General features: G+C 45.4%; 9 protein-coding genes and 1 other RNA gene. 5 read left to right on the forward strand and 5 right to left on the reverse strand.

Going from position 1 to position 13,661, the window contains the following annotated elements; translation table 11 throughout:
• Positions 1-89 precede the first annotated feature (89 nt).
• Both ssrA and PS053_RS08375 read left to right on the forward strand, forming a co-directional pair.
• Positions 90-452, forward strand: a transfer-messenger RNA (tmRNA) gene (gene ssrA, locus PS053_RS08370).
• A gap of 203 nt (positions 453-655) precedes the next feature.
• Positions 656-1,897 (forward strand): integrase, encoded by a 1,242-nt coding sequence (locus tag PS053_RS08375; RefSeq protein ID WP_256879410.1) that lies wholly within the window; start codon positions 656-658, stop codon positions 1,895-1,897.
• 80 nt (positions 1,898-1,977) lie between these two features.
• Here the strand turns inward: PS053_RS08375 and PS053_RS08380 are convergent, their stop codons facing one another.
• The 5 genes from PS053_RS08380 to PS053_RS08400 form a co-directional block, all read right to left on the reverse strand.
• A complete protein-coding gene (locus tag PS053_RS08380) occupies positions 1,978-2,685 on the reverse strand; it encodes an RNA ligase family protein (protein ID WP_256879409.1) in 708 nt (235 codons plus the stop codon).
• Positions 2,685-3,224, reverse strand: coding sequence for a hypothetical protein (locus PS053_RS08385; protein WP_256879408.1), 540 nt, complete (start codon positions 3,222-3,224; stop codon positions 2,685-2,687). The genes PS053_RS08380 and PS053_RS08385 overlap by 1 nt, the downstream gene beginning before the upstream one ends.
• Positions 3,221-4,504 carry an AAA family ATPase gene (locus PS053_RS08390; protein ID WP_256879407.1) on the reverse strand — a complete coding sequence of 428 codons (1,284 nt, stop codon included), beginning with the start codon at positions 4,502-4,504 and terminating at the stop codon, positions 3,221-3,223. Before PS053_RS08390 ends, PS053_RS08385 begins: the two co-directional genes overlap by 4 nt.
• Before the next feature lie 292 nt (positions 4,505-4,796).
• Positions 4,797-5,126, reverse strand: coding sequence for a hypothetical protein (locus PS053_RS08395; RefSeq protein WP_256879406.1), 330 nt, complete (start codon positions 5,124-5,126; stop codon positions 4,797-4,799).
• 126 nt (positions 5,127-5,252) lie between these two features.
• Positions 5,253-8,870 carry a hypothetical protein gene (locus PS053_RS08400; RefSeq protein ID WP_256879405.1) on the reverse strand — a complete coding sequence of 1,206 codons (3,618 nt, stop codon included), beginning with the start codon at positions 8,868-8,870 and terminating at the stop codon, positions 5,253-5,255.
• A gap of 360 nt (positions 8,871-9,230) precedes the next feature.
• On the opposite strand from PS053_RS08400, the gene PS053_RS08405 reads away from it, so the two are divergent.
• From PS053_RS08405 to PS053_RS08415, 3 genes are all read left to right on the forward strand, one after another.
• Positions 9,231-10,019: an AbiJ-NTD4 domain-containing protein gene (locus PS053_RS08405; RefSeq protein WP_256879404.1), complete on the forward strand. Its 789-nt coding sequence runs from the start codon at positions 9,231-9,233 to the stop codon at positions 10,017-10,019.
• Entirely contained in the window at positions 10,016-12,886 is a 2,871-nt protein-coding gene (locus PS053_RS08410) for an NERD domain-containing protein (RefSeq protein WP_256879403.1), read from the forward strand. The genes PS053_RS08405 and PS053_RS08410 overlap by 4 nt, the downstream gene beginning before the upstream one ends.
• Positions 12,887-13,040: 154 nt before the next feature.
• Positions 13,041-13,331 carry a hypothetical protein gene (locus tag PS053_RS08415; protein WP_256879402.1) on the forward strand — a complete coding sequence of 97 codons (291 nt, stop codon included), beginning with the start codon at positions 13,041-13,043 and terminating at the stop codon, positions 13,329-13,331.
• Positions 13,332-13,661 lie beyond the last annotated feature (330 nt).

Here is a 13,661-nt window from a genome sequence, read left to right on the forward strand (position 1 = left end):
CATACTATGCAGACGCTAATTCCCGGATGGTAACGCCTTTGGGGCTAGTCATTGCGCTTAAAAATCTGGTATACTTAACATTACACATTGGGGCTGATTCTGGATTCGACGGGATTTGCGAAACCCAAGGTGCATGCCGAGGGGCGGTTGGCCTCGTAAAAAGCCGCAAAAAATAGTCGCAAACGACGAAAACTACGCTTTAGCAGCTTAATAACCTGCTTAGAGCCCTCTCTCCCTAGCCTCCGCTCTTAGGACGGGGATCAAGAGAGGTCAAACCCAAAAGAGATCGCGTGGAAGCCCTGCCTGGGGTTGAAGCGTTAAAACTTAATCAGGCTAGTTTGTTAGTGGCGTGTCCGTCCGCAGCTGGCAAGCGAATGTAAAGACTGACTAAGCATGTAGTACCGAGGATGTAGGAATTTCGGACGCGGGTTCAACTCCCGCCAGCTCCACCAAAATTCTCCATCGGTGATTACCAGAGTCATCCGATGAAGTCCTAAAAGCCCGCACGGCGCAAGCCCTGCGGGCTTTTTTGTGCCTTGAATTTGTCCCGCTAAGTCCGAAGAGAACTAATTAAATCCGAACCTTTTAGGCCCATTGATAGGCCCAACGAAAAGCTCTATTGTTTTCGTTGGGCCTAAACGCATGGAGACTCCCCATGGCAAGAAAAACCAAGCCGTTAACCGATACGGAAATCAAAGCCGCCAAACCTAAAGATACCGATTACCAGCTGTATGATGGTGATGGGCTTACTCTGCTAATCAAGTCCAGCGGTAGTAAGCTCTGGCAATTCCGTTACTATCGGCCTCTAACCAAGCAGAGAACCAAACAGAGCTTCGGTGCCTACCCTGCCGTCTCGCTTTCTGATGCACGTAAACTCAGAGCCGAATCTAAAGTTTTATTGGCGAAAGACATTGATCCGCAGGAGCATCAGAAAGAACAGGTCAGAAATTCACAAGAGGCCAAAACCAACACTTTCTTGTTAGTCGCCGAACGTTGGTGGAATGTGAAGAAAGCCAGCGTAACAGAGGACTATGCCGACGATATCTGGCGCTCGCTTGAAAGAGATGTCTTTCCTGCAATTGGTGACGTTAGCGTTACAGATATTCAAGCTCACACATTGGTTCAGGCCGTCCAACCAGTTCAGGTCAGAGGAGCACTGGAAACCGTTCGTCGCCTGTGCCAACGCATTAATGAGGTCATGATCTATGCCCAAAACACAGGACTGATTGATGCTGTTCCCAGCGTTAATATCGGTAAAGCCTTCGAGAAGCCTCAGAAAAAGAACATGCCCAGCATTCGACCAGATCAGCTACCTCAACTGATGCAGACAATGCGAACAGCCAGCATTAGCCTTTCCACACGCTGCTTGTTCATGTGGCAACTTCTTACTATTACCCGCCCTGCCGAAGCGGCTGAAGCTCGCTGGGAAGAGGTAGACATAGAAGCGCGAGAATGGAAGATTCCTGCAGCACGCATGAAAATGAACCGCGACCATACTGTTCCATTGTCAGATGAAGCAATTGCGATACTGAAGATGATGAAGCCGTTAAGTGGAAATCGAGAATTTATCTTTCCCAGCCGCATCAAGCTAAACCAGCCGATGAACAGTCAGACCGTAAACGCATCGCTAAAACGCGCAGGTTTTGGTGGGGTGCTCGTTTCACACGGCCTGCGATCTATCGCCAGTACAGCCCTTAATGAACAAGGCTTTCCGCCTGATGTCATTGAGGCAGCACTTGCCCATGTAGACAAGAATGAAGTTCGTCGCGCTTATAACCGCAGCGATTACCTGGAGCAGCGTCGTCCAATGATGCAGTGGTGGGCAAATTTTGTTCAAGCGGCAGACCGTGGAAGTATTATTGAAGGTGGGATGAAAGGAATGCGATTGGTTGGATAACGATTCACTCTGCCTACGTAATTACAAATAGCGTCCGATTAGACGCTATTTTTTTTATAGTCAGCTTTAAACTGTAAGCATCATCGCCTATCAGAGTTCGAATAATCAATTTGGTTCCATTCTATAGCACGTTTACTCCAGTGTAGAACTATTGATTGAGTGAAGTCAGGTCTCACAAGCTTTGCTCTACTTTCGCACCACTCAGATGATTCTTTTCGCAATACAAACCCTTCTAATGGCTGTCCGTTTCTGTATTTGCTCAATTTTGTTGTAATTAAACTTTTAAGTCCGGTAAGAGATATGGATGAATAGGTGCCAATTTGGGGTACAGTAATTAATCCAACTTGCTGTGCAAGGTCGTTTCTTTTTGGCGAATTCCAAAAACGCTCTTCGCTTTTATCATAGACATCGAACATCAAAAAAAAATCTGGTAATCTTGAATATTCTAATGAATGACGAGCAGCACACCATTCCCCAAAAATAATTAGATTTGGAGTTAGAACAGAAATTAGGGCTGTAGAGTGCAATTCAAGCCACCGAGAAAGACGAGAAAATTGCCCCGCATATGGTTCTTTTAGGTATTGGCCACGATTTTGAATTCGCAGTTTGCCATCATTTCCTATTGATATTCCTAGGTTAGCCCCATCTAGTTTCTCTTCAATTTTTACCTCACCAGATAGAAAATCACGCATCGACTCTGGAGATAAAATCTTATCCTCCCGAGGAACGCGAGAATGGCCTAGCCAAGCTAAATGGGGAGTAGAAGGGAATCTAAAAAAATCTGACATTAATTACCTGCCTTTCGCGCTTGCTTTTCTCTAAACTTAGCTCGAGACCAATCCTCAATAATGGGTTCAAGCAATATTTCATGCCCCAGTAGATCGTTTTCCCATTCATGCCAATCTGTATCTCCAGCAAAAGCAATACAACCCTCATCATATAGCGTTTTTGAAGCTATCGCTGCAGCAACCATTTTTCGGTCCGCTAAATCATGAACCACTGACTCTAAAATTTCAGGAATCTTACCATTTCCATTTTCATCATACCCTATGTCAACATTATCAACTTGTGCTTTATCCCACTTCCGCATAACAGCTTGTATGCCATAATCATTAAATGTAAGCTTGTTTTTATATTCATCTAAAATTTTTAATCCTTTATCAAGCACCATGTTAGATTCACTTTCAATAAAACGATTCACCCACTCCCAAACAATTTTTCTCTGTCTAGGATCTTCAGGTGTCGCATCAATTTCCCTTATATTGCTCGGGTCACCAGCACTCGCAGCAATCAGAACATTAGTATCAACAATGTATCTCTGTTTCATTGACTTGAAGCCTTGTTACGCTCAAAGAATAATTTTGCCTGCTCTTTTGTTTCACCCAAAGCATCCCCGAAAAAATCCTGAGGCCAGTTGTGAAGTCGACCAAATTCATCAATTTCCAACCTACGCAGAGTCGCTGCCTCTCCACGTTCCACAAAGTACATCCCAACGTCTTCCGGATTAATCGTTTCTCTAGAGATCAATGTTTGCATTCGCCTAAATAAATGCTCGGAGTGCGTCTCAACGATAAACTGGATATTACGCTCATTACTAACCTCCACGAAAAACTCGGCCAAAACAGCCTGAGCAAGTGGATGAAGATGAATTTCTGGCTCCTCTAAAATAATAGTACTTCCTTTTGGGGAAAAATATGCAATAACCAAAACAGGTAATACCTGAGACACTCCAATTCCCACATCTCTCAGATTACTTTCTATTTCGTCTCTCTCAATAATGAGTTCGTATCTATTAGATCTTCCTTGCTGACGCACCACAAGACGATCTGCTATTCCCATTCGTGCCAACCATTTTGACACACCATTCAGGATATAGTTTTGTTCTTCCCCTCTGAGCAGTGCACTTGCAAGTAAAGCATCAACTGCGCCCTTCCCATCAATGCCTACATCTCCAGGCTTTGTTCTATTCCAAGGATAATCACGTTCAGGTTTTCGTCTTAATGGTCCAAGATAGCTAATTTCCTCCAGCTCTCTTCGAATAGACAAGCTTAGGTCTTCAACTAACTGTCCATCCTGGCCCATAGCAGAAATAGCCTCAACAGAAAAAGCTATAGATCTCTCTGGTGCGCCATTTCGCCCTTTATAGATTGGTTGGGATTGCTCATCTAGGAATATAGAAAAAGCCCCCTTTTCTCTCCGTGTAGCTCGGAATGTGCGCGAATTGGTGCTAAGTTTAAGTGATTCTATTACAACACTTTTTGAGGAGGTTTGACCGTATGAACAAAAAAACTCACCTTTTCCCACTCTGGCGGATACTTTTCTTTCAAAATCAAACTCTATAGTAAACTGCCTTTGAGATTCTGGTCGCTGGTTAAGCACATCCTCAAAAGAGCCAAAACTAAAGAGATCATTTACTTCGTCCCCACCAAGATTAAGATGTACAGTACGATCAGGTGACTCGACTGTTTGTTTAAGCAAAAGTAAACTTTGTATAAGAGATGATTTACCCGATGAATTTGTCCCAAGTAACATCGTAATAGGTTTCAAATTTATTGAATTTGTATCCCACCAAGCTTTAAAATTAGTTAATCTTAAACGTGTGAACATTTGCCCCCCATAGAGCCTGAATATTATACTTCAGTGTCTAATCAACTTTGGCTAAACATATGTTTCCCTAGTATGTATTATACAAAAAATTAGAGTAACAGGCATTATTGAATCGTTGCTAGTCTAAACTTCGTCTGAGCGATTAGATGGTGAATATGCCAACATTAGTTTCACGAACATGTTTTGAGTTTTACGATTTTGAGCTTAGCCTTAAATCAAGGTCTACTGTGAATACAATACAAATTTCGCCTCTCACCTGCGGCGGCCCAAACAGAGATAAACCCTTTATTTTTTAGAAAGTTAATAAATAAAACTCTGTCGACGAGAGCAGCACTACACCCAACTTACTTACTGACGGATCCGAAAAAATCACTTGATCAGTGGCGTCTTGATCAAAAATCAACCTTACCTCCCTGAGCCAGAGACCCAGCCCCTCCATCATCCAGTAAGCAGGAAGAAACATATTTATGTTGTCACTAACTGCTCCATCATAACCCACTGATTCTGCAATATAACCTGCGGTGGTTGGCAACACTGGAATTTTGTCTCCAGCTAGTTTGGAAACTCCGTAAAGGTACCATTGGTCAATCCAATCATTATAATTTTGATCAAGGTACGCCATGGGAATTCTCCAATATGTACATGATAACCTCCCCCCTTCGCAGTTGGGAGATCATGATCCGCGGTAAGATCACTTCCTGACATCATATTGAGCGCTTTTGTGAGGTCGGAGGCATTCACTACAAGGCTAAAACCGTAAAGCAAGATCAACGATGAGAAAAACCACAGATACCTCGCGATGATCGATACGATAGGTTGCCATATATCCGCATGTCTCATAATCGGGTGGCCCCAGATATTCACAACGGAGGTATGTAAGTTCAGACGGTACCTCATATTCAAGCATGTATCCAATATAATCTAACAGAGGTTTGATCTCCTTCGCATAGGAGTAAGTTACGTGGAAATAGGTCTCACAAACACCATATGACAACAATTTGTCAAAATGCTTTTTTATGTTGACTCGCTCAAGCCCACTACAAACAAGTGCTTCATAAATGGCAATTTCTTGCCCCGACACTCTTATAACAGCATCTCGTTCACCAGGGTTACCATTAGACGTTGACCCACCGAGAGACTGATCAGCTACATCCCATTTGGCTACTGAAAGTGAAGCTCCTAACACCTCTCTCACTGCGCTGTTAAGATCATCCTCAAATTTTGCCTCATCCTCAGTATTTTTCCTGTCGCGAAGCATCGCAGCCATATGTTGAAGTGAGGCAACAGCACGCGAGACTTGTCGAATGAGATAACCTCGAACACCTCTACCAGTGGGCCCAAGTATGTTCCCGACCAATGAAGGCGGGAGCTCACTTAATTGCTGCAGGGCGGCACGGATAGATGATATTAAGTCGACATCTACAGATGCAGAAGCAATGCTGGCTGGGAGCTGGCCGGACTGGAGATTATTTCTAAGTGCGACAAGTTGGTCGTCATCACCAAACTCGGTAATGGCAGCATCCAATATTGCCATCGCTTCGTCCCTGTGTCCCATCTCATATTTTGCTAGTACAACAATATATTCGATGTTCGCACTGCGCATTTCTCTACGGTGGTTAGCTACTGATTCTACTGCTTCTTCGGGACGTTGTAAGGCAAGCATTAACAGGGCGCGGTTTGCAAGTAAGCTGCTGCTGGCAAGCTTCTCATCTACGTTAACCACAGCATTGATTTCTGCAAGCAAACTTTCGCCTGTTGATATGTTATCACCAGTCAATGGATGCAGGGTTGGTCCCAGAAGTTGTTGGATAGCAACAGCGAAAATGTTCTCCTTATAAGCGGAGGCAGAGCCGGGAATAGTAGCTAAACGCCGCAACACTGCCAAAGCTCCTGTCAGATTTCCGTTTGGGCGCAAAAGCTGGGATGTTGCTCGATAGAAATCGAGCTGGTTTTGCGCCTGGCGTGTCGTGAATTCATCCAGCGTTACGGGAATGGCAGTGGTATCAATTGCAGCCCACATTCTTTCCTTCATAAGTAATTGAAGTTCTAAGCTAAAAAGCCCAAGTCGATACTGAGATGGCGCTCTATCTAAATCTTGCCCAACATCGTTCAGATGCTCGCGAGCCAGAGCATATTCACCAGCAAACAATAACGATTCAATCCGGTGTTGCAATTCTGACCAAGTCCAAAATGTTGAAGCCTCTCCCGGCCCAAGTTGCCGTAATCTACTCTGGATTTTTGACTTTCCAACCGCAGGCAAGTGCTGGCAAAGCTCAGAGAGAAAAACAGGATCGTCAGACTGAGTGAATACTTGCAGCATATCTTCCTGATAATAGCTATCGAACTTGCGCCAAGCAGCTGCGAGATCTCTTGCTGGAGACCCATTCTCGCGAGCAAGGAAATTACTTGGACTATAACGATCCGTTAAAGCTCCAACGCGTCCTTTTTCAGCATGCTCAATGACAGTTCGAGAGATTAATAATTTCAGCGAATTGAATAATTCCGACGGTATACTCTCTTCAGGCCAACCGGCCACAGCACGAGCGAGCAATCGCACGTGTTCTCTTAATGTTTTAGCAATTGAAGAATGCAAAGACGGTCTTTCATCGTCAGTAGCTACCCTTATTAGTTGCGCACTATCAAACGGAATCAAAAAGGCATCACGATCAGCGATCGATTGTGAGAATGCGGTCTTAACCATTTGCGCGGCCAACTCTGAGGATAAATCAGAGGTATCGGTCCAATCCAAGTTTAAATCACGAGCAAATTTTGAATACAGTGCAACAACTGGAAGGGTGTCAACATTCAATGCATTTGAAAGACAATTAATTCCGTCGAGAACACCAGCGAAACGAGCCCTGGGTACGTTGTTTTTATAGGAACTCAGGCTTACGAGGTATTGCAACAACGAAGTCTGAAGCCCTTCCCTTTTCTTTGCAGCCATTCCGAGGAGTTGTCGCCCTATAACTCTTCTCGAATCAGCTAAAGCACACCCACGACCAGTGTTATTGGAATAACACCACGTGATCAATGCGGAAAACTCCTCAAGATCCAGCGAGTTACTATTAATATGGTAAGCCAATAATGATAGCGAGTCTTGAACTGCAAATGCCTTCATCTGCGCTTCACGATTTAAATTGCGATCGCTATTTCTGCCTGACTTTGGCCACCATTCTATTGCTAATTTAGTACCCAAACATGCAACACGAGGATGCATAAGCATATCTATCAACAGTTCCGGTACCGTGCTAGTTCGAAGTAGAAAATGTTGTAAAGCCATTGGATAGTCGGCTATAAACGACATAAACGCGGTTGCTGAAGACGAGATATGTGGCCCTATATCAACCTTCTCGAGCTCAGAACAAAGCAGGCTAAATGCAACACCTACAGAACCATTCTGCCCCTTAAAGAGCCGTTCCATCATGATATGTTCAACATCAATTCCTGCAAACCAATCAGCCTTGCCTACCAAAGTACTTGGTGGAAGCACCCTAGGTACTCCAGCAAACCGAAGCTGGTCTTTCGGAATCGCGAACGTTTTTTCAAGTACCTTTATATAACTTGGGATATCATTTTCCCAAGAACCCCAAAGAGTCTGACGCTCCAAAATCCGATTAGCAGCTTCGCGGCAATAGCGCGCTTCGCTTTCTCTCCAGCCTGTGTCCCAATGAACATATACACCGAGGACTTGGCACCAGGCGGACCACTCCAGGAAGGCTCTATCAACCTCTTCTCTTAGGCCCAACGAATCGTGAATTTCATCCTGACCCGAAGTTGAATCCTGAAATGCATCATTGCAATTTTCTTTAAATTTCAACTGAGCACATAGGCGTTCCCACAACCGGCCAGCAAGCCAGTCAGGGTTATTAGTGGGAATATATCGCTCCAACCAGTGTTCATTCAATATCTGGGCGGCTAGCGTTTGCGCGCCCTGAGTCAAATTTAAGGTCTTCGGAACTAGTTTGATCTTAGAAAGTTCATTTAGAAAACTCTTTGTGCTTGGAGTTGGGTACGTAATATGCGAAAGCGTACCCTGAGGTGAGCTTTGCATAACCCAGCGTCCCCCATCAAAAACTATCCAACCTAAACGAATTAGATTACTGAAAGTTGGACCTTCATCGGCAATACGTTCCTTTGATTCATCCCAGATTTTAGCAATATCCTTTACCGCGCCGAAATACTCAAGTCGGTAGTGCTGACAAAAATCGAGGAGGCGTATTTCATCGATCTTTTCACCTTGCCCGAAGCTTTGACACAGATGACTAATGCTAGGAAGCCAACGTTTAAACATTTGCCTGAGCTCACGGCGGACATCAAGCGGTGCCCACATACCTTCTAGCAGAGCTACCTCTTCAATTCCTGCCACTATCACCCCTTTAGTCTTCACATGCCACATAGCGGAAAATAGCTACAACTAAATCAACAGATATGTACGATACCTATCAACTAGTGTCAAACATGCCTGAGATATTATGGGATTATCTGTATTCCGTCTTCTTGAATCCATTGACTTTCCTTGACTCGAGTCAAAGAAGCAGCCAGGACGAACATCTCAACGAGCACCAAACAGCAAGTCGCGAAAATCATGCTAGGGCACAAAATGTCCTTATCTTGATAGTAATGTGAACAGCATGATTATCAGCCGAATACGGCGAAAACCAGATTCAGCAGCTGAGAAATTTAAAAGGTAATATGGTAGCTTGGGGCGTACGGTTAAGGGGGAACTATGGACTCATTTTCCAGGCGACAAGGTTATTCAAGACCTGACGCAGAAATCAGCATCAGACACGAAGCACCAGAATCGCTGAGAGCAGCGATCGTGTCTATCGCATACCGATGTGGATTCGCCCCCAGCGAACTTCGTCATAGGTTGTGCGGCATCCTTTATAAAACTCCAGATAAGAGCAACTGGTCAGAGTATCCGAATATTGATGACGAAGTCAGAATCCTGATGGACGAGCTTGAATGGTTCGAGGTCTACGATTTCATTGAGCATTTAGCTGAAAAGTCTCTTTACAAGGGCGGTGACTTTTCGGGAGAAGTTAACAGCTATTTTAGGGTGGCCGGCATCGGTTGGCAGCTTCTCGATCAAAAGATTCAAATGCGAGGTACTGAAGCCTTCGAGATAGCAGTGAAAGAAGGACAATTACTACTCTCCCAGCAGCATCGCACGACCGCAGCATATGAGCTACACGAGGCTCTGCAGGATCTATCGCGCAGGCCTCAACCTGAAATTAGTGGAGCGATCCAGCATTCGATGGCTGCTCTAGAATGCGTGGCGCGAGACGTTATAGGAAGTAAGGACACGCTTGGTCAATTGATCCAGCGAAATCCCGGGCTTTTTCCCAAGCCTGTAGATCAGATCGTAGAGAAGGCATGGGCCTACTCCTCCAACTTCGGCAGGCATCTCATGGAAAAAAAGCCCCCTGAGTTTGAAGAAGCGGAATTGATGGTCGGGGTGAGTGGAGTGCTATGTCGATATTTAGCGCGTCGTGCAGGTAATTCAACCTTATGAGTACAGCACGTCACTATGGGAATGGCATTCGGCTATTTATCGGGGAACGGATAGAACACGCCTCGGATCGCGATGTCTTGGTCACCGTTTGCAATATTCTAGAAAAGGGCATTGGATGGGCCTACATATTCGCCAACTTCAACGTTAACGGGCGTCAGGTTGATGTTGCAGTCTTTTCCGCCACAACTACTCTCGTTATTGAAGCTAAGGGATACACACTGCCCATTAAGGGAGGTGTGAACGGTCGCTGGACGCAAGTCGGACCGTACGGTAGCCGAAAGCTACGCAACGGGTACACTCAAGCGTTGGATGCCAAAAATGCATTGCGTGATTCAATGGTCGAGTTATTCGGCACTCTTTCCGGGTATCCCAACGCCTTATTAGCCATTACGCCAGCGATTCCATCTGGCTCCTCATTGCCACCGAGTGACTTCAAGGTGAAATCTGGCGGACTGGATGCGATCAAGATTGCTCTCGGTTCAATATCAGAAGCCTTGCTAAGTGAAGATCAATGCCAAGCACTCGCAGCCCATTTAAACCTTGAAGGCGTATCGGGAATAGATGCAGCAATTGATGAAACTGTGCTCATATCGGAGCGAACAGTGTCTTGTTATGAATCCGCTTTCTTGGAGTATCATGGGCCAACTGGTGCACGACTGTTACAAGACCAATACCTCCTTGATGACAAACTGATTTCGGCATCAAATATTCTAAAGAAGGCTATGTCATCACAATCTGCGCTTCTGAGCAGAGGGCCATCAGGATGTGGAAAGTCCTTGCTGAGTGCACGTATCGCCACAGAATGTATGCAGGCTGGTTTACTGCCTATCCACATCCAAGGCAAAGACTTCGAGGGCAAGCTTCAGAAAATAATTGATGCCGAGCTTATGTTACTCGGCGCTTCCGTGCGCGATGTACTGAGAGCAAGTCGTCTCCTTGTAAAGCATATTGTCCTGTTTATTGACGGCTACAACGAATGCCCAGAGCATTTGCAAATTGCTTTGACACGCAGTATTCAAGCGTTTTCACTACGATATGGTGCCGGCGTCGTTATCACCTCACAAGGTGCATTGGCTAGACAAGAGCTTTTGCCCGTCGAAGAGATTCAAGTCCGCCCACCGCAACATGCACTGAAGTCACAGATCGCAAAACTTAGCCAAGAAGATGAAAACTTCATGAACTGCCAAGCTCTACTTGAGATAGCACTCTCAGGGCTTGAAGCGGAACTCATTGGGCAAGCGGCCACATCTTTGCCTGCCGGGGCAAGTACGTTTGCTCTATTCGACACGGTCGCCAGGATGCGCCTAGGCAGTTTCGCAACTGCGGGAATTAGGGCTCTTTCCGGGTTTGCTGAAAAACTAATCTCTCAAACTGCGTTTAGTATGTCCATTCGAGAGTTCGACAGATTTTGCGATGCGACAAGCGTGACAGACACAACTCGGCACGCGCTCCTTGACTCACGGCTTGTGCTACAGCGCGGTCACAGACTTAGTTTCTCTCATGAAATGTTTTTCTATGCCTTCATAGCGGAATCTGCGATTCGTGTAGCCCGCACAGACTCTGAGCGTGTGCAAGCTTTTCTACGATCTCCACGATTCAATGGTTCTAAGACTCTTATTGTCGGCGCGATGGAAGACGATTCGACACTAAGGGATATTTTGGAGAAGACAACTGATCGGAGCATCCTTGGGTCTTGCGTGCGGGGAGAGTGTGGAGATACCGCGAGACGTATTGTAAAAGCAAAGCTCGATGTGATAATTGCCGAAATGATCGCAGAGATTTCTGAACTGCGCTTCCTACTAAATGGTGAGGGATGGCATAGCTGTTCAATTGAAACTGGCGTTAATCGGCCAATCCTCTCGAAATTCGAAGTTTTTCTTCCCGCTATCGGCTGGCTTTTAATGCAGGGTGTCTACTTAGAGCAAATCATGACAGCATGTCGCGTCATGGACGAGAAAATTGCCGAAGCCAATCGTGACCTCTATGAAGAAGCAATAGCCAAAAAGGTGCCACTTCGGCATGAGACATTTAGCCAAGCCTATGTGTTTAATCGTAAGATAGCGCTTTCGCAGCTTGTGTCCTTCGTCCATAGTGGCGGCCTTAGTTTTCGCCATAGCCAAGGGGGAAAATTTAGTGAAGCTTTGAAAAAATCATGGAAGGAAGCGAGGACGCATAGCGAATTCTACGTCATTCTCGGAATCACCAAGTTCACGAAGCAAGCATCATGGGCAGCGCCATGTGTGTTGAATCTTCTTGAACATCTGAAAAGCTTACCCTACCACCTTCAGCTAGACACGATAGACTTTTGTGTCCACTTAAATAATCTGGATGATTCCGTCAAGGCAAAGATGATCTTGGCACTAGAAGATTCCATAGACAAATTGGGCATATTAATGAACTCTTTGATTTTGGATGCGCTTAAGGGTTTAGGTGGATTAGATGCCGAAGAAGAAAACTACAGAGCGGTGGTCTTAAAGGAGCTCGAAAGTGTGTTCTCCGAATCAGGAACGCAGTCCGAGACGCGAGCATGGAATATCTTCTCTCGACAGTTCGATCACCCCTATGACAGCATTTATTGGGAAGAGATAAACAATCTCGCCAGGGATCAGAAACAGCAGTTCCTCTTCAAGTCACTCAAAGGGGCGAGTACCGAGTATGTTTTGTTTGTCAGTACTCTAATTAGTCAGCTCGCAAAATTCGGTGACCCAGCAGTTTCCGAGGCTATTGAACCATGGTTTACGTTGCCAGCCAAAAGGTCGGTCATGCCGCAAGATGCTGTCGAAGTTTTTTTTTGCCGCGCACGAAGCGATGGGGATTTTGGGCCTTCCACTTCCTACCAATACGACATCACCTGTCGATATCGATGAAGCTATGCAGGCCTGCGGGGAGTTAACTTACTGGGCTTGCAAGCTGGACAATAGTGAACTCGAGTCCTCGCCTCAGACTCTTAATGCACGGACTACGTTACTGACTTACTCCGCTACAGCAAGTGCCGGAGCACTATGGTCTTCAACATCACGAATGTTGTCTATAGATGGTGCAAGAGTTAACGTTGCAACGCGCTATCCGAAAACAGCCCTGACTATCTGCCGCGATGCATTGACCAACCATGAGTCGCAGAAAACGTACCACGAACACGGGTTAATGAATGATCTGGCGAGCATAGCTTCCTTTTCCATTCAAGTGATTGGGCAATTTGGTGACGCCGATGACCTGCAACGTTTACGCAGCCTTTGCGACGAAGAGGAGCTAGGTCATGAAGCACTCAACGCGATCCAGAAAATTGAAGACCGTATTCGTTATTTGAAGTAGATGCGTCAGCATTGAATGCCGAAAAATAATAAAATTCAATGCGCTAGTCCGGTTCTCTTTATCCACAATTATCGAGAGGCGGTTGATAGTGGATAGGTTTACTCGGTGTATCACCGAAAGCGAACCTAATACACAATCAATTTTTCAGGAGTACAGATGGAAGTTACCCGGTTTTCGTTGAATTCAAATCTAGGTCTCTCTTCCTCAAGACAAATTCAGATACGCTCGGCGATACATCATTTTGAGCAAGCTTTTCTCAAAGGTGAAATATCGAGTTCGATAAAGGCCCTCTGTGCGCACATATTGGGGCAGGTTCATTTATTCACCAAG

Source organism: Escherichia albertii (genome assembly GCF_028622335.1).
GTDB lineage: Bacteria > Pseudomonadota > Gammaproteobacteria > Enterobacterales > Enterobacteriaceae > Escherichia > Escherichia albertii.

Coding starts and splice junctions, on each gene's coding strand:
- PS053_RS08385 (WP_256879408.1), bottom strand. CDS start 3,224: ATGAAACAGAGATACATTGTTGATACTAATGTTCTGATTGCTGCGAGT.
- PS053_RS08410 (WP_256879403.1), top strand. CDS start 10,016: ATGAGTACAGCACGTCACTATGGGAATGGCATTCGGCTATTTATCGGG.
- PS053_RS08375 (WP_256879410.1), top strand. CDS start 656: ATGGCAAGAAAAACCAAGCCGTTAACCGATACGGAAATCAAAGCCGCC.
- PS053_RS08380 (WP_256879409.1), bottom strand. CDS start 2,685: ATGTCAGATTTTTTTAGATTCCCTTCTACTCCCCATTTAGCTTGGCTA.
- PS053_RS08395 (WP_256879406.1), bottom strand. CDS start 5,126: ATGGCGTACCTTGATCAAAATTATAATGATTGGATTGACCAATGGTAC.
- PS053_RS08390 (WP_256879407.1), bottom strand. CDS start 4,504: ATGTTCACACGTTTAAGATTAACTAATTTTAAAGCTTGGTGGGATACA.
- PS053_RS08405 (WP_256879404.1), top strand. CDS start 9,231: ATGGACTCATTTTCCAGGCGACAAGGTTATTCAAGACCTGACGCAGAA.
- PS053_RS08415 (WP_256879402.1), top strand. CDS start 13,041: ATGTTGTCTATAGATGGTGCAAGAGTTAACGTTGCAACGCGCTATCCG.